Source organism: Rhodanobacter sp. OR87 (genome assembly GCF_000473345.1).
GTDB classification, from domain to species: domain Bacteria; phylum Pseudomonadota; class Gammaproteobacteria; order Xanthomonadales; family Rhodanobacteraceae; genus Rhodanobacter; species Rhodanobacter denitrificans.
On the sequence record NZ_AXBJ01000001.1, the window covers coordinates 272792 to 288952 of the forward strand.

General features: G+C 68.9%; 11 protein-coding genes. 2 read left to right on the plus strand and 9 right to left on the minus strand.

What is annotated here, in order from left to right; genetic code table 11:
* Positions 1-19: 19 nt before the first annotated feature.
* From prpE to RHOOR87_RS0101210, 3 genes are all read right to left on the minus strand, one after another.
* The gene (prpE, locus tag RHOOR87_RS0101195) at positions 20-1966 is read right to left on the minus strand and encodes a propionate--CoA ligase (protein WP_255325539.1); all 1947 of its coding nucleotides are present in this window, start codon (positions 1964-1966) and stop codon (positions 20-22) included.
* A 95-nt stretch (positions 1967-2061) separates the two neighbouring features.
* Complete coding sequence (locus RHOOR87_RS0101205; RefSeq protein WP_007509891.1) at positions 2062-3048, minus strand: malate dehydrogenase; 987 nt, start codon at positions 3046-3048, stop codon at positions 2062-2064.
* Between the two features lie 91 nt (positions 3049-3139).
* A complete protein-coding gene (locus tag RHOOR87_RS0101210; RefSeq protein WP_027483995.1) occupies positions 3140-4339 on the minus strand; it encodes a pyridoxal phosphate-dependent aminotransferase in 1200 nt (399 codons plus the stop codon).
* Between the two features lie 157 nt (positions 4340-4496).
* Between RHOOR87_RS0101210 and RHOOR87_RS0101215 the strand changes: the two genes are divergently transcribed.
* Positions 4497-4751, plus strand: a complete 255-nt coding sequence (locus RHOOR87_RS0101215; protein WP_007509895.1) for a GlsB/YeaQ/YmgE family stress response membrane protein — start codon at positions 4497-4499, stop codon at positions 4749-4751.
* A 39-nt stretch (positions 4752-4790) separates the two neighbouring features.
* On the opposite strand, the gene RHOOR87_RS0101220 is transcribed toward RHOOR87_RS0101215, so the two are convergent.
* The 3 genes from RHOOR87_RS0101220 to RHOOR87_RS0101230 all read right to left on the minus strand — a co-directional run bounded on the left by RHOOR87_RS0101220 (position 4791) and on the right by RHOOR87_RS0101230 (position 7755).
* Positions 4791-5216 carry a YidB family protein gene (locus tag RHOOR87_RS0101220; RefSeq protein WP_007509897.1) on the minus strand — a complete coding sequence of 142 codons (426 nt, stop codon included), beginning with the start codon at positions 5214-5216 and terminating at the stop codon, positions 4791-4793.
* A 162-nt stretch (positions 5217-5378) separates the two neighbouring features.
* Entirely contained in the window at positions 5379-5888 is a 510-nt protein-coding gene (locus tag RHOOR87_RS0101225) for a peptidylprolyl isomerase (protein WP_027483996.1), read from the minus strand.
* A gap of 76 nt (positions 5889-5964) precedes the next feature.
* Complete coding sequence (locus tag RHOOR87_RS0101230; protein WP_081660228.1) at positions 5965-7755, minus strand: 3-hydroxybutyrate oligomer hydrolase family protein; 1791 nt, start codon at positions 7753-7755, stop codon at positions 5965-5967.
* Positions 7756-7907: 152 nt separating this feature from the next.
* Here RHOOR87_RS0101230 and RHOOR87_RS0101240 point away from each other — a divergent pair, with 152 nt between their 5' ends.
* Positions 7908-8567: a response regulator transcription factor gene (locus RHOOR87_RS0101240; protein ID WP_007509904.1), complete on the plus strand. Its 660-nt coding sequence runs from the start codon at positions 7908-7910 to the stop codon at positions 8565-8567.
* A 40-nt stretch (positions 8568-8607) separates the two neighbouring features.
* Here RHOOR87_RS0101240 and RHOOR87_RS0101245 read toward each other — a convergent pair whose 3' ends face one another.
* The 3 genes from RHOOR87_RS0101245 to RHOOR87_RS0101255 all read right to left on the minus strand — a co-directional run bounded on the left by RHOOR87_RS0101245 (position 8608) and on the right by RHOOR87_RS0101255 (position 16093).
* A complete protein-coding gene (locus tag RHOOR87_RS0101245; protein ID WP_027483998.1) occupies positions 8608-11916 on the minus strand; it encodes a PAS-domain containing protein in 3309 nt (1102 codons plus the stop codon).
* A gap of 766 nt (positions 11917-12682) precedes the next feature.
* Positions 12683-13705 carry a PHB depolymerase family esterase gene (locus tag RHOOR87_RS0101250; protein WP_015447461.1) on the minus strand — a complete coding sequence of 341 codons (1023 nt, stop codon included), beginning with the start codon at positions 13703-13705 and terminating at the stop codon, positions 12683-12685.
* A gap of 165 nt (positions 13706-13870) precedes the next feature.
* The gene (locus tag RHOOR87_RS0101255) at positions 13871-16093 is read right to left on the minus strand and encodes a TonB-dependent receptor (RefSeq protein WP_027483999.1); all 2223 of its coding nucleotides are present in this window, start codon (positions 16091-16093) and stop codon (positions 13871-13873) included.
* Between the last annotated feature and the right edge of the window lie 68 nt (positions 16094-16161).

Consider the following 16161-nt stretch of genomic DNA (forward strand, 5'->3'; position numbering starts at 1 on the left):
ACGCTCGTGCACGAAGCCATCAGCCCTGATCGGGGCCACGCTCCAGCGCACGACGGATATCGTCGAGCGCACCCGGATCGTCCAGCGTGGACAAATCACCCGGGTCGCGCTGCTCCGCCAGTGCCTGCAGCGAGCGGCGCAACAGCTTGCCGGAACGGGTCTTCGGCAGCGCGTTCACCACGTAGACGCGTGACGGTTTCGCCACGCCGCCGAGCTGGTCGACCACGCGCTGCTGCATCGCCTGCGCCACCGCATGGGCACCGTCGCCGGCGTCCTGCTTGAGCGTGGCGAACACGATCGGCACCTGCCCCTTCAGCTCGTCCTTCACGCCGATCACCGCCGCCTCGGCCACTGCCGGGTGGCTAGCCACCGACTCCTCGATCTCGCGCGTGCCCAGGCGGTGCCCGGCCACGTTGATCACGTCGTCGGTGCGGCCGAGCACGAAGGTGTAGCCGTCCTCGTCGCGAACGGCCCAGTCCAGCGAGCTGTACAACAGCTCGCGGAAGTGGCTGAAGTAGCTGTGCACGTAGCGGTCGTCGTCGCGCCACACGGTGGTCAGGCAGCCGGGCGGCAACGGCAGCTGGAACACCAGCACGCCCTTGCTGCCGGCCGGCACTTCCTTGCCGGTGTTCTCGTCGATCACCTTCATCCGGTAGCCCGGCGCCGGCAGGCCGGGCGAGCCGAACTTCACCGGCTTCAGATCCAGCCCCGGCATCAGGGTGATCGCCGGCCAGCCGGTCTCGGTCTGCCAGTAGTTGTCGATCACCGGCACGCCGAGCGCAGCGGTGATCCACTGCGCGGTCGGCTCGTCCAGCGGCTCGCCGGCGAGGAACAGCCACTTCAGCTTCGACAGGTCGTACTTCTTCAGCCAGCTCTCGTCCTGTTTCTTCAGCACGCGGATCGCGGTGGGCGAGGAGAACATGGTGCGCACCTTGTAGCGCTCGCACAGCTGCCACCAGATGCCTGCATCCGGTCGCGTGGGCAGGCCCTCGTACAGCAGCGAGGTGGCGCCGCCGATCAGCGGACCGTAGACGTTGTAGGAATGCCCCACCGCCCAGCCCACGTCCGAGGTGGCGAACATCACCTGTCCCGGCGCGATGTCGAACACGGTGCGGATCGACAGTGCCATCGCCACCGCGTACCCACCCACGTCGCGCTGCACGCCCTTCGGCTTGCCGGTGGTGCCGGAGGTGTACAGCAGGTAGCTCGGCTCGTTCGATTCCAGCCACACCACCGGCACCTCGGCATCCTCGTGCTGCGCGCGCAGCTCGGCGTAGTCGAGGTCGCGCCCGGCCACCCGGGTCATCTGCGGGTCCAGCTTGCGATCGACGATCAGCACATGCGGCGGCGGTGCCGAGGCCTCGTCAAGTGCCGCGTCGACCAGCGGCTTGTACGGAATCACCTTGTCCGCGCGCATGCCGGCATCGGCGCAGACCAGCAGCTTCGGCTGCGCATCGTCGATGCGCAGCGCCAGGTTGTGCGCGGCGAAACCGCCGAACACCACCGAGTGGATCGCGCCGATGCGCGCGCAGGCCAGCATCGCGAACACCGCCTCGGCGATGTTCGGCAGGTAGATCACCACGCGGTCGCCCTTGCCCACGCCCAGCGATTGCAGCACCGCGGCAAACGTGTTCACCTCGCGATGCAGCTGGCGGTAGGTGAACTCGCGGGTGATCCCGGTTTCGCTGGAAATCGCCACCAGCGCCAGCTGTTCCGGCCGCTCGGCCAGGTGCCGGTCGATCGCGTTGTAGCAGAGGTTGGTGGTGCCGCCGACGAACCAGCGCCGGAACGGCGGGTTCGACTGGTCAAGGATCTGCCGCGGCGGCACATGCCAGTGGATCAGCCGCGCCTGCTCGGCCCAGAACTGCTCCGGCTCGTCGATCGACTGCCGGTAGAAATCCTCGTAGCGCATGGGCGGACTCCAGGTCTTGGTTGCCGCAAGCCTAGACCAGCCCGGCGACGGCATCATCGCGACGATGGTCGTAGTCACCGAGGACCCCAGGCAGAAACAAGGAGGGCGGCCCATGGCCGCCCTCCTTCGTCTGCAATGAACTTGCGCGCTTACTTCGTCGCGAACAGGTGCTCGACGCCGGCGCGCTCCTCGCGCAGTTCCTTGTCGGTGGCGTCCATGCGGGCGCGCGAGAACGCGTTGATCTCCAGGCCCTGCACGATGGCGTACTGGCCGTTCTTCACGGTCACCGGGTAGCCGTAGATCACGCCCGGGGCGATGCCGTAGGAACCGTCCGACGGGATGCCCATCGAGACCCAGTCGCCCTCTGCCGTGCCCAGCGCCCAGGTGCGCATGTGGTCGATCGCGGCCGAAGCGGCCGAGGCGGCGGAGGAAGCGCCGCGCGCCTTGATGATCGCGGCGCCGCGCTGCTGCACGGTGGGGATGAAATCGCTCTCGTACCAGGCCTGGTCGACCAGCGACAGCGCGCTCTTGCCGTCGACGGAGGCGTGGTGCAGGTCCGGGTACTGGGTGGAGCTGTGGTTGCCCCAGATCGTCATCTTCTTCACGTCGGTGTTGTGCTTGCCGGTCTTCTCGGCGAGCTGGCTCTTGGCGCGGTTGTGGTCGAGGCGGACCATCGCAGTGAAGCACTTCGGATCCAGGTCGGGTGCGTTCTGCTGGGCGATCAGAGCGTTGGTGTTGGCCGGGTTGCCGACCACCAGCACCCGCACGCCGCGCTTGGCGTGCGCGTTCAGCGCCTTGCCCTGCGGGCCGAAGATCGCGCCGTTCGCCTCCAGCAGGTCCTTGCGCTCCATGCCGGGGCCGCGCGGACGGGCGCCGACCAGCAGTGCGTAGTCGACGTCCTTGAACGCGACATTGGCGTCGTCGGTGGCGACCACGCCGGCCAGGGTCGGGAACGCGCAGTCGTTCAGCTCCATCACCACGCCCTGCAGCGCGGGCAGCGCCGGGGTGATTTCCAGCAGGTGCAGGATCACCGGCTGGTCGGGGCCGAGCATGTCGCCGGCGGCGATGCGGAACAGCAAGGCGTAGCCGATCTGGCCAGCGGCACCGGTGACGGCAACTCGAACGGGGGCTTTCATCTGTAATCTCCGGGAAGGGGGAATCGGGAAGAGGGAATCGGAAGAGCCACGTGATGGCGGTTTCCCGCCCCGGCTTCCGATCCGGTGGTTTTCAGGTCAACTCGGCAAAGAACTGCTGGATGCGTTGCAGGCCCGGCTGCAACTGCGCCGCCGGGCAGGTGTAGGAAATGCGCATCGCGCGCGACTCGCCGAAGGCGGAGCCGGGCACGCAGGCGACACCCTTCGCTTCCAGCAGCGCGGCGCAGAACTCCACGTCGTTGGTGATCCTGGTGCCGCCATGGCTCTTGCCGAACGCCGAGGAAATGTCGGGAAACGCGTAGAACGCACCCTGCGGCCGCGGGCAGACCACGCCGGGGATGGCGCTGAGTGCGGCGAACACGGTATCGCGCCGGTCGGCGAACTCGGCGCATTTCGCCCGCGGAATGTCCTGCGGGCCGGAAAGCGCCGCCACCGCCGCCGCGGTAATCACTTCCGGCAGGCTGGTGATGTGGTTGGAGTTGAGCGTGGTGACCGCCTTGGCCACCGACTCCGGCCCGGCCAGCAGGCCCACGCGCCAGCCCGGCATGCCGTAGGTCTTGGAGACCGAGTCGACGAAGATCACCCGCTCGCGCAACGCCGGCTGCGCGTGCACGAAGTTGTGGTAGCCCAGCCCATCGAACACCATCGCGTTGTAGATGTCGTCGGTGATCACCCAGGTATCCGGGTGCTTCGCCAGCACGTCGGCCAGCGCGGCGACTTCCGCGGCGGTGTAGACCATGCCGGTCGGGTTGGACGGGTTGTTGAACAGGAACACCTTCGGCTTGCGCGCCAGCGCGGCGTCGAGCTGGGCCGGGATGAGCTTGTAGTTCTGCTCCGACCCGCAGTGCATCACGTGGACCTTCGCGCCCACGATGTCGGCGATGTCGCGGTAGGTGGTCCAGTACGGCGCGGCGAAGCAGATCTCATCGCCCTCGTCCAGCAGCGCCTCGGCCAGGTTGTACAGCACCTGCTTGGCGCCGATGCCGATCGACAGGTTCATCCGCGTGTAGCCGCTGAAGCCGAGCGCCTCGATGTGCCTGAGGAACGCGTCCAGCAACGCCTCGGCGCCGCGGTTGCTGCCGTACTGGCCGGAGTCGCGCGAGAGCGACTCGCGCGCGGCGGCGTAGACGTGCTCGCCGGGCAGGAAATTCGGCACGCCGATGGAGAAGCTGATGATGTCGCGGCCGGCAGCCTTGAGCTGCTTCGCCTTCTCGGCAATCACCATGATCGCGCTGGGCTTGGCGCGGCCGACACGCTGGGCGAGCTGGGGCATGGGTTTCTCACGCAGGGAGGAAACAAAGGCGCGCATTTTATCACGCCGCCCGAACCCGGCGCTGGCCGCCGCCTGTACACACCAGGACGACACGGCCACGGCATGATGGGCGCGCCCGTCCCAAGGGCACCGTGACCTCATCGCAAAGGAGATCCGCATGCACTGGCTTTGGGTATTCGTGATTGGACTGGTCGTCGGCCTGGTGGCCAAGCTGCTGACGCCGGGCAAGGACCCGGGCGGCTTCATCATCACCGCCATCATCGGCATCGCCGGTTCGCTGCTGGCGACATGGGTCGGCCAGAACGTGTTCGGCTGGTACCAGGCAGGGCAGTCCGCCGGCTTCATCGCCTCGGTGGTCGGCGCCATCGTGCTGCTGCTGTTGTATCACCTGGTCAAGCGAAAGTCGGCCTGAGCGCTGCCCCGGTGGATTCCGGCTCCACCGGGGCATTTTTCAGCCGAGCAGCTTGCCGGCCAGCCCTTCGAGCATGCCCAGGTCGAAGCCGCCGCCCTGTCCCTGCGCCGGCACCTTGCCGTCCGGCGTCAGGTGGTCGACCGCATGCGGCAACACTTGCGACAACCCGCCCAGCAAGACATTCGGATCCACACCCAGCTTGCCCGCGGCCTCTTGTACCAGCGACCCCAGGCCGCCGTTTTGCAGCGCTTGGCCCAGCTGCTCGCCCGACACCGGCTGGTTCGCGCCGGTGCCGACCCACGACTGCACCGCACTGCCCAGCCCGTGCTGCTGCAGCATGCCGACCAGGCCCTGCACGCCGCCTGCCTTCTCGATCAATTGCCCCGCGACGGCAATCAGTGAACCGGCGCCGGCCTGCCCTCCCTGTTGTCCCTGGCCACCGAGCAAATCATTGAGGAATGACATCGTCGTTCTCCCTGGATGGTGATGGATCGGATGCGCAGCCCGCCGATCATAAGCGGCCCGGAAATCCGCCATGACAACGCCACGTGAAGACCCGCCGGGAACGGCCACAAAAAAACCACCGGCGGGCGGCCGGCGGTTTCCTGTGATCCGGGGGTTCCCGGCTCAACCGCGCTGGTCGAGCACCGCGTTCCATTCCGCCACGCGGTCGGCCTGCGCCGCCAGCAGCGCGTCGACGTCGCCGTCCACGCTGACCTTCTCGATCGTGTCGCCCTGCCGGATCGTGTTGACCACGTCCATGTCCGCCGCGTCGACCACCTCGCCGAACACGCTGTGCTTGCCGTCCAGCCACGGCGTCGGACCGTGGGTGATGAAGAACTGGCTGCCGTTGGTGCGCGGGCCGGCATTCGCCATCGACAGCACGCCCGGCTTGTCGTGGCGCAGCGACGGATTGAACTCGTCCTCGAACTTGTAGCCCGGGCCGCCGCGACCGCTGCCCTCGGGGCAACCGCCCTGGATCATGAAATCGGCGATCACGCGGTGGAACGACAGGCCGTCGTAATAGCCGCGGCGGGCCAGATTGACGAAGCTGGCGACGGTAACCGGCGCCTTGTCTTCGTGCAGGCGCAGATGGATCGGGCCGCGGTTGGTGGTGAAGGTGACATTGATGGTCATCGCGAATCCTTGGGTTTGAAGGCGGCTGCGCGCCGGAGCGCCAGCACGCGGACGGTCAAGGATAACCCAGCAATATCTACAGACCCAGCGCGGCGCGCTCCAGCAGGCCGGGCCCACGCGGCTGTGCGACCGGTACCGGCGCGTCGAGCGGCCACGTCGCACCTTCATACAGGTACGCCCACAGCCGATCCAGCGCGGTGTAGCCATACGGCAGCAGCGGCACGTAGTGCTCGCCGAAACCGGGCAGCACGAGGAAGGCGTCGAAGTGCTGCGCGTGCGGCACCTTCCAGTAGATCGGCCGGCGCCCTTCGTCGCGCAACCATGCCACATAGGGCTCGGAGCTGAACGCAGTGGGCAGCAGGCCGTCGCCGGCGCCGTGCAGCACCCACAGCGGCAGATCCTTGCGCGGCAGCCGCGCCGCGGTGGCCGCGACCGAGGCATGCAGCATCTGCGCTTGGTGGTCGTCGCCGGTCCACAGCGCGCGCAGGCATTCGCTGCCGATCAGGGTGGGGTCGGTCGAGACGTTCATGCCGCCGAACAGGCCGATGCCGTTGCCCGGCGGAATGCCTGAACCATCCGCCCACCAGGTCGCTCGCGTGACGGGATCGGCGATGCCCGGCAACCCGCCCACACCGAGCGCCGCGTAGTGAAAGCCGCACGGCATGTCGCTGGCGCCGCGACGCAGGTAGGCCGAGGCATAACCCGCCGCGATCACCCGCCACAGGTCGAAGGCAGTGGTGCTGGCCGCCGTCTGCATCGCCTCGTCGGTCCAGCCGCGCGCGCGCAGGTACTGCCGCGCCTGCTCCGCCTGCGCCATAACGGTGTTGCCACCGAGCTTGCCCTGTGCGCGCAGGCTGGCGCAGCGGATCGGCCAGGCCGGCAACGGCACGCCGCGCGGCCCGCGCGCCAGCGGCACCGCCGCGAAATCCTCCGCGCTCAGCGCGCACGGCAGCCAGATCGCCGCCTCGGTGGCGTAGTCGTACAGCGCGCGGCCGCGGTCCTGCACGTGCACGTTTGGTTCCAGCGCCACCACGCCGGCGAAGAAATGTTCCTGGTCCAGCCCCGCCGCCTGCAGCACGGCGCCGCCGCCGTTGGAGATGCCGACGGCGATGATCTTCGTGTTCTGCGGGGTGAACGGCGCCTCGGCAGGGAACGCGCGATCGAGCATGGCCAGGGCGAACTGCGCCGCCTGGATCACGTGGCGGCCCCAGTCGCCCTCCGGGTTGTCGCCCGAATGCGCATGCTTGATCGCAATGCCTGCAGCAGGCGACGCCGGCGGCGGCTGGAATTCCAGCTCCGCCTCGCCGCGTTTGGCGCGGCGGCCGTCCAGCGCCACGCCGCTGTCGTCGGCATAATCGAAGTAGCCCGCGCCGGTGCCCTTGTCGGTATAGGCCACCGCGCAGCCATGCGGCAGGCCCCAGGCGCCGGCCAGCGCGATCGCGCCGTAGATGCCGCGCGAACCGGACGAGGCGGTCACCACCAGGCAACGCTTGTGCCGGTCGAAGCCGTCCGGCAACTGCAGCAGCACGCGATGCGGCGAGCGCGCGCCGGGGATGCGCGCGAACGCCTGGTATTCGCGCCCCGGCACGTCCGGCACGCCGCCGTACACGCTGCCGTAGCCGCCCAGCGGGCCGAGGTCGGCGATGCCCTTCCAGCTGGTCTGGATCGCGCGTCGGCGCAGCTCTTCCGCGGCGGGATCCAGCGGGTTGGCGAATGGTGACAGCGGCCCGGCCAGCCCGGCCAGGCCCAGGCCGGCGCTCAACAGGTCGTCGTGGCTACGGTGCTCGGTCACCCGCACCTGGCCGTAATCAACTTCATGCATGGTGGATACCTTCCTCGTCCCGTGGCTGGCACAAGCCGACAGCATGACGGATGCCAGCGCGAACAAGAACAGCAGCGGCGAATGGCGGGTGGATGTCTTCATGCAGCCACCATAGCAAGCGCGGCGGCGGCTGCCATCGTACGAAAGTCCGTGCGGCGAACTCGACGCGGCGCGCACCGCCGGCTAACTTCAACTGCATGACGAATCTGCTGATTGCCGACGACCACCCGCTGTTCCGCGCCGCGCTGCGTCTGGCGGCGAGCGAGAACCTCGGCAACTGCAGCGTGCGCGAAGCGGCCGACCTGCCCGCGGTACTCGCCGCGCTGGCCGCCGAGCCGGACACCGACCTGGTCCTGCTCGACCTGCACATGCCGGGCAGCCGCGGCCTGTCCGGGCTGGCCACGCTGCGCGGCCAGCATCCCGGCGTGGCGGTGCTGGTGGTCTCCGCCCACGACGACCCGCGCATCGTGCGCCGCGTGCTCGACCACGGCGCCGCCGGCTTCATCCCCAAGAGCGCCAGCCCCGCCGAGATCGGCGCGGCGATCTGCAGCGTGCTCGACTGCGGCCGCTGGCTGCCGCCCGCTCTGGCCGAGGCCGTCGCCGCCCTGCCCGCCGATCCGGCCGACGCCGACCTCGCCGGCCGCCTCGCCCGCCTCACCGAGCAGCAGTCCCGCGTGCTCGCCCTGCTCGCCGAGGGCCTGCTCAACAAGCAGATCGCCGACCGACTGGGCATCCAGGAGCGCACCGTGAAGGCGCACGTCACCGCGATCTTCGAGAAGCTGCGGGTGCGGAACCGCACGCAGGCGGGGATGCTGCTGAAGTCGCTGGAGCTGGGCGAGCCGGGCCGGGCGCTGTAGACGCCTCAATCGACTGCGGACCCCGTCCTTCACCAACACGCTACGCGTTCGCCACGCTGGCCGCCACCCGCTGCAACACCTGCCGCAGCGCCAGCGGTTTCAGCGGCTTGTACAGCACGCCGATGCCCGCTTCCAGCAGGCGCTGGCGCAGTTCGCCATCGCGGTCCGCGGTCAGCATCACGGTCGGCACGCCGGCGTGCCGACGGTTCAGCTGCTGCCATACCTCCAGTCCGGTCTGCCCGCCGTCGAGATGGAAGTCGAGGATGTGCAGGTCCGGTCGCCACGGCGCCGCCAGCGCCTGGGCGGAATTTCGCGCCGCGTGCACGTGCCAGCCCCAACTGGCCAGCAGGCTGCCGAGCGCGGCAAGCGCGGCTGGCTCGTTGTCCAGCACCAGCGCACGGCCGGCCGGCAGCGAGTGCGGCGTGTCGACGAGCGGCGGCAGTCGAATGGCCGCGCGTGCCGACGGCACGTCGAGGTAAAACACGCTGCCGCGGCCGGGCCACGACTGCAGCCCCAGCGGATGGCCGAGCAGGTCGGCCATGCGTTGCGCGATCGACAGGCCCAGCCCGAGCCCCTGCCCGCCGGCAGCGCTGCCGCGGCGGAATTCCTGGAAGATCAGCTGCTGCTCCTCCACCGCGATGCCGGGACCGCTGTCCCACACTTCCACGCGCAAATGATCGCCACGCCCGCGCACGCCGAGCAGCACGCGGCCATGCTCGGCGTAACGCAAGGCGTTGGAGAGGAAGTTCTGCAGCACCCGGCGCAGCAGCTGCGGATCGGAACGCACCCAGCCGCGCGTACCAACCACGTCCAGCCGCACGCCCCGATCCAGCGCGATCGCACGGAACTCGGCGGCCAGCGGGTCGAGCACCTCGGCCAGCGCGAACGCGCGCGGCTGCGGATGCAGGCGGCCGCCTTCAAGCCGGGCCACGTCGAGCAGCCCGGTGAGGAGGCCCTCGGTGGCGGCCAGCGCGCCGTTGAGGTGCTGCGCGGTGGCCGCATCGCCGCCGCGCTCGGTCAGTGCATGGGCGAACAGCTGCGCGGCATGCAGCGGTTGCATGAGGTCGTGGGTGACCGCGGCGAGGAAGCGGCTCTTCGCCTCGTTCGCGGCCTGCGCTTCGGCCGAGGCCGCAGCGAGTTCGCGGGTGCGTTCTTCCACGCGAAGTTCCAGCGTCTCGTTGACACGCTTCAGCGCCGCCTCGGCCTGGCGGAACGCGGTGACGTCGGTGAAGGTGGCCACGAAGCCGCCGCCGGGCATCGGGTTGCCGCGGATCTCGACGATGGTGCCGTCGGGGAAGCGCCGCTCGGACAGGTGCCGGGTACCTTCGCGCATGTGCGCCAGCCGGCGCTGCACGCGCACCTCCACCTCGCCCGGACCGAGCATGCCGGCAGCGATGTTGTGACGGGTCAGCTCGGCCACCGGACGGCCCACCTGCAGCAGCTCCGGCGGATAGTCGAACAGCCGCGCGTACGGCGTGTTCCACGCCACCAGATGCAGCTCGGCGTCGACCACGCAGATGCCCTGGCTCATGTTCTCCAGCGCCGCCTCCAGCACGCGCTGGTTGAAGCGCAGGTCCTGCGCCGCCTCGCCGACGATGGCGACCACCGTGTCCAGATCGTCGCGGCCCTGCCGGTGCACCACTTCCAGCAGCAGGCGCGCGGAGGCGGCACCGATCACCGCGGCCAGTTCGTGCTCGACCTGGGCGGCCCGCACGCTGCCGGCGGGCCCCACCGCCGGCGCGCTGGCGAACAGGTGCTCGACCCGCTCGGGCGGCAGGAAACGCATCGCCAGCGCACGCAATTCGACCAGGCCCACGTCGCCCACGCTGACCGCGCGCGCCACGCGGCCGAAGCGCGAGCCGGCCACTGCCAGCATCACCACGATGTTGACCAGCAGACTCGCCGCCACCGCGCGGCCCAGCCGGTTCCAGTTGCCCAGCCCGAGCAGGCCGTCCGGCGCCAGCCAATGCAGGCCGAGCGGGCCGTCGTGCAGCCATGCCGGTGCGCCGGGCAACAGGGTCGGCAGCGCCGCGTAGACCCAGGCCAGCGTGCCGGCGGCCAGCCCCGCCATCACCGCGCGCGGCCCGAGCTGCGGGCGGTACATCGCCACCAGCATCGCCGGAGTGAGTCCGGCCAGTGCGGAGAAGGAGATCGCGCCGATGTCGGCCAGCGCCTCGTTGCGCGCCAGCAGGCGGCTGTACGCCCACGCCAGCAGGATCAGCACCAGGATCGCCACGCGCCGGTAGTTCAACAGCTCGCCGCGCAGGTCGCCATGCTCGTCGCGACCCCAGCCGGCGCCCACCCGCAGCGGCGCGATGAAATGGTTGACCACCATCAGGCTCAGCGTGAGCGTGGCGATCACCACCATGCTGGTGGCCGCGCTCAGGCCGCCGAGGAAGGCGACCAGCGCCAGGCCATGCTCGCCGCGTGCCAGCGGCAGCGCCAGCACGTACATGTCCGAGGACACTCCGCTGGCGCCCAGCCACGCATCGCCCAGCCGCGCCAACGGCAGGATCGGCAGCGAGATCAGCAGCAGGTACAGCGGGAACAGCCAGCGCGCGGTGCGCAGCTGGCCGTCCTCGCGGCATTCGACGATGCCGGCGTAGAACTGGTGCGGCATGGTGAACATCGCCAGCGCGCCGAGCAAGATCAGCGCGGGGAAGCCGCCGCTGTCCGGCGGCGGCGGCACGCTCGCCGGCAGTCCCGACGGCAGCGCGGCGAACAGCAGCGAGCCCAGCGCCAGCATCGCGCCCAGCTTGAACAGCGACTCGAACGCCATCGCCAGCACCAGCCCGCGGTTGTGCGCCATGGTCGAGGCGCGGCGGGTGCCGAACAGCATCGCGAACAGCGCCATCAACAGCGCCACGTACAGCGCACTGTCCTGCCACGGACTGGATTCGGCCAGCTGGCCCTGGCTGAGGATGCCGTAGCTCATCGCCACCGCCTTCAGCTGCAGCGCGATGTACGGCACGATGCCGATCACCACCACCGCGGTAACCAGCGCCGCCAGCCCGGAATGCCGCCCCAGCCGCACCGCGATCAGGTCGGCCAGCGAGCCGGCGTTGTATTCGCGCACCAGTCGCACCATGCGGCGCAGGAAGCCCAGCGCGAACAGGTACATCAGGATCGCCCCGACGAAGGTCGGCGGCAGCCACCAGCCCGAACGGCTGGCCTGGGTTACGGTGCCGTAGAACGTCCACGAGGTGCAATGGATCGCCAGCGACAGCGCGTACACGATCGCCCAGCGCTTCTCGAAGATGCGCGGCCGGCGCTCGCCGAGCAGGGCCACGCCGAACAGCAGGCCCAGCCAGCACAGCGCGGCGATGGCGATGAGGGTGGTGCTCAGCATGGTGCCAGCGTCGGTGAGGGCGACTTCAGTCGCGACGCTCTGACCTGATTCTTTCGAGCGAAGAGCTTTCGCCCTCCTTCGGAGGCCGAATCACTTTCTCTCGCTTGCCCGAGAGAAAGTAACCAAAGAGAGGGGCACCCCGCTTGGCGCTTGCCGGGCTCCTGCCCGGCAAGTCCGTGAGCCGGGGCCGGGCTTTTCGAACGGGCATCCTGCCTGTGCGAAAAGGAGTCGACCTCCCTGTCGACTCCCGCTGCGCGGCCTGTCGTCCCCGTCTCACCGCCGCACAGGGGCCCCGGGTAGAGCGGCGGGCCATCCTGGCCCGCACCCGGTGAAAAGCTGAAAAGCCAAAGCCGAAGCAGCCCGCTGCTCTGCTGTTGCTGTTGACCTGGCTCTTCTGAAAAGTGCGGGCCAGGATGGCCCGCTGCTCTACCCGGGGCCCCTCTGTAGCGGCGGACGGGTGAAGGAAAGCCCGCAGGGTGGTCGGCAGGGATGCCGGCCAGTTTGGCGTCAGCACAGGATGTGCTGTCGACAAACCCCGTAACCCGGCCGCGGACCTTGCGGGCAGGATGCCCGCAAGGCGCGTAAGCGGGGTGGCCTTTCTCTTTGGTTACTTTCTCTTTGGCCACGCAAAGAGAAAGTAACTCGGCTGCCGCAGGCAGACGAAAGCTCTTCGCTTTGAAGCTCCTGACTCTGCACGAAGCAACAGCATCGCGCACAAGGTACGCTCCTACAGTGGTGCAAGCGACGGGGTGATCGCACGAGGCCATCAATGCCCCGCCGGCAACCCCAGCGCGCGCACCGCGTTCACCACCCAGCGCAACTGCACGCCGTGGCGGCTGTCGTAGTCGGCTCCGGAATATCCCCACCAGTCCCAGCATGCTTGCGGATTCAAGGGCGCGAGACTTGCGCGGGTCTGAGGATATAGCACCGCTACGTCGTAGACGTCGGCCCAGCGGTTGAAGCCGGCATCCTCGACGAAGGCCTTGCCCACCGCGTCGGCGTTCTGCCTGCAGCCGTGGAACGCGACCATCACGCCACACGGCTTGCCGGCCAAGCAATCCAGCGGCAGGTAGACGTAGCCGGTGACGGCCAGGAAGGCATCGGCGCCGTCGGGGCGCAGCGCATCCTGGTCGAACGTACGCAGCTCGCCCTGTGCCGTGGTCGCCGCATGCGCCGGCTTGCCGAACATCTGGGCGAAGATTTCACCGGCCGCGTCGAAGCCGCAATGGCCGAGATACGGCGCGACCGACTTGTCGCAGTCGTCGCCGCTGCCAGCCACCGGCAGGTTGTGAGCGAAGGCGCGCTGGTCGTCGTCGTGCACCTGCATGCCCTTCAATCCCGGCATGCCGTCGCGCAGCTGCCGGTAGAACTGCGCGCCCGCCTCGGCTACCGCCGGCGCCACCAGCGCGTCGTCCTTGCCGTGCAGCAGGTAGACGCGGGCGTGCGCCAGGTTCTTCAGCGCGCCGATCTCGCCGCTGGCGGAGCGCCTGCCGGCACTGGCCACCAGCGCGCCGACATCCGGCGCAGGCACCCCCTTCATGCAACTGCCCAGTGCCGCGTCCAGCTTGCCGCCGGCGCAGCCGAACGGACCGCCGGCCACGATGGCCGCGTTGGGGAACAGCTCCGGGTACACCAGCTGCACCTGTGCGGCCATGTACGCACCGGAGGAAAGGCCGACCACGGCGGTGCGCGAAGCGTCGATCTTCAAGGCGGGCAGCGGCAACGCGTCGCCCGCGCGGGCCAGCGGCGCAACCAGCAGCAGGGCCAACAGGCCGAAAGTCTTGCGCATGCTTTTTCTCCGTTGGCGGACCGGCAGGTGTCCAGCGGGCTCATGGAGCCGCACGGACGCGGCCGGAACCGCGATGTCATCCGCCACGGCTCGTGCCGGCAGTGGAAAAAAACGCCCCGCGGGAGCCGGCTGGCGCTCGCGCGGGGATGGGGAGAAACGACTGCGTCAGAACCGGTACTTCGCGGTCAGCGTGACCATCCGCGGGGCACCGTAGAAGCCGGTGTAGATGCCCAGCGCGCCGACGTTGTAGCCGGTGGTGCGGTAGGACTTGTTGGCCAGGTTGCTGCCCTGCAGGCTGAGCGACCAGGGCTGGTTGATCTGCCAGATCACGCCGGCGTTCCACAGGCCGTACGCGGGCTGGGCGATCAGCGGCGACAGCGTGGTTTCCGGATACACCATGGACTGGTAGGTGTAGTTCACCCGCGCGCTGACGCTGCCGCCGCCGGCCAGCGGCGTGGTGTTCTCCAGCGACAGGCCGCCGGACCACTTCGGCGCGTTGGTGAACTTCTGCTGGTCGGCGACGTTGACGCCGCGGGTCATGTACTCGGTGTACTTGGTGTGCAGGTAGGCGACGTTGCCGCGCAGGGTCCAGTTCTCGGCCGGCTTCCAGGCAAACTCCTCCTCCAGGCCGTCGATGTGGCCCTTGCCGGCGTTGGTGAAGTCGCCGAAGAAGCCCTGGCTGCCGTTGGGCAGCGTGTAGGAGCTGAATACCGACAGCTGGATGTTGGTGTAGAGGTTGTGGAACAGCGCCGTGTTCATCATCAGCGCGCCGTCGAGGAAGGTCATCTTGCTGCCCAGCTCGAACGACTGCACCTTCTCGTCGTCGATCGGGCGGCACGAACTGGGCACCGCCACGCAGTTCGCGCGGATGTTGTAGCCGCCAGAGTGGAAGCCCTCCGAGTAGCTGGCGTAGAGCTTCACCTGGTCGTTCGCGCTCCAGTCCAGCGAGACCTTCGGCGAGATGTTGCTGGTCGCGTGCGAGCCGCTGAAGTCGGCCAGGGTGCTGGTGCGCGTGGTGAACGTGGCGTCCGAGAAGCCGAAGTTCTGGATCAGCGCGGTCTTGGTCTCGTGGGTGTAGCGCAGGCCCACGTCCAGGCTCCAGCTCGGATTGATGTCCCAGGTGAAATCGCCGTAGCCCGCATAGCTCTTGGTGCCCATGCGCCCGCCGGTGCTGCCGTACTGCGACAGGTGCAGCGTGGAGTATGGCGGCGAACCGAGGAAGATGTTGTGGATCTCGCCGTCGGCGCGGCCGTCGAAGTAGTACGCGCCGAACACGCCGTGCAGGCTGCCGCCGGCGTCGTAGTTGGCCTGGAATTCCTGGCTGAACTGATGATCCTTGTAGACCGCGTTCACGTCGGCGATTTTCTCCGGCAACGTGTCGAAGTCGATGTTGGTATCGGTCGAGGAGCCGCGCACGGCAGTCACGGATTTCAGCGACCAGTTCGGGCTGGCGATCCAGTTCATCGTCAGCGCGCTGCCGTACAGCTTGGTGTGGTTGAGCTGGGCGAAGCCGCTGCGGGTGTCGAAGTCGCTGGACAGCAGCGGGTAGGCCGGGTCGAGCTTGTTCACCGTGAGCATCTTGGCGCCGCGCGGATTGGAGTTGTCGCGCACGCCGTCGACCGACAGCTGCATGTTGAACTGGCTGGACGGGAAGAAGCCGATCGTGGCGCGCGCGGCATTGGTGTTCTTGTTGCCGTTGCGGCTGCCGGTGAGGATGTCCTCGCCGAAACCGTCGTTGTGCCCGCTGGCGTAGGCGATGCGTCCACGCCACACCTGGTCCGCGCTGGCGCCGCCGAGGCTGGCCTTGACGTCCTTCTCGCCGTGGGTGCCCACGGTGGCTTCCACCGAGCCTTCGGTCTTCACCGGCAGCGGGTTGGAGACGTACTTGATCGCGCCGCCGATGGTGTTCTTGCCGTACAGCGTGCCCTGCGGGCCGCGCAGCACCTCGATGCGGCTGACGTCGAACACGTCCAGCACCGCGCCCTGCGGGCGCGCCAGGTAGACGTCGTCCAGATAGATGCCCACGCCCGGGTCGAAGCCCCAGGTCGGGTCGGCCTGGCCGACGCCGCGGATGTAGGCGGTGAGCGTGGTGTTGGAACCGCGGGCGGCATAGATCTGCAGCGAGGGCACCTTGCCTTGCAGGTCGGCCAGGTTCTGCACGTTCTGCGTTTCCAGCGCCTGCGCGGTGAAGGCACTGACCGCGATCGGCACGTCCTGCAGGGTTTCCTCGCGCTTGCGCGCGGTGACCGTGATCTGGTCGAGCTGCTTGACGCTGGTGGTCTTCACCGCCTTGCCGCCGGTGTCGGCGGCCTGCTGCGCATACAACGGTGCCGCGGACAGCAGTCCGGTGGCCAGGCCGATCGCCAGACTCAGATACGTGCGCTTCATGGTTTCCCCTTCCCCTTTCCCGTGGTGTGACCGGCAGTGGACGCGGCCATCTGCAATGGATGCTACGG

Excerpts from the sequence above, each read along its gene's own strand:
- RHOOR87_RS0101245 (WP_027483998.1), bottom strand. The coding sequence starts at position 11,916 with ATGCTGAGCACCACCCTCATCGCCATCGCCGCGCTGTGCTGGCTGGGC.
- RHOOR87_RS0101225 (WP_027483996.1), bottom strand. The coding sequence starts at position 5,888 with ATGACCATCAATGTCACCTTCACCACCAACCGCGGCCCGATCCATCTG.
- RHOOR87_RS0101205 (WP_007509891.1), bottom strand. The coding sequence starts at position 3,048 with ATGAAAGCCCCCGTTCGAGTTGCCGTCACCGGTGCCGCTGGCCAGATC.
- RHOOR87_RS0101220 (WP_007509897.1), bottom strand. The coding sequence starts at position 5,216 with ATGTCATTCCTCAATGATTTGCTCGGTGGCCAGGGACAACAGGGAGGG.
- RHOOR87_RS0101250 (WP_015447461.1), bottom strand. The coding sequence starts at position 13,705 with ATGCGCAAGACTTTCGGCCTGTTGGCCCTGCTGCTGGTTGCGCCGCTG.
- RHOOR87_RS0101210 (WP_027483995.1), bottom strand. The coding sequence starts at position 4,339 with ATGCCCCAGCTCGCCCAGCGTGTCGGCCGCGCCAAGCCCAGCGCGATC.
- RHOOR87_RS0101230 (WP_081660228.1), bottom strand. The coding sequence starts at position 7,755 with ATGCTGTCGGCTTGTGCCAGCCACGGGACGAGGAAGGTATCCACCATG.
- RHOOR87_RS0101255 (WP_027483999.1), bottom strand. The coding sequence starts at position 16,093 with ATGAAGCGCACGTATCTGAGTCTGGCGATCGGCCTGGCCACCGGACTG.
- RHOOR87_RS0101240 (WP_007509904.1), top strand. The coding sequence starts at position 7,908 with ATGACGAATCTGCTGATTGCCGACGACCACCCGCTGTTCCGCGCCGCG.
- RHOOR87_RS0101215 (WP_007509895.1), top strand. The coding sequence starts at position 4,497 with ATGCACTGGCTTTGGGTATTCGTGATTGGACTGGTCGTCGGCCTGGTG.
- prpE (WP_255325539.1), bottom strand. The coding sequence starts at position 1,966 with ATGCCGTCGCCGGGCTGGTCTAGGCTTGCGGCAACCAAGACCTGGAGT.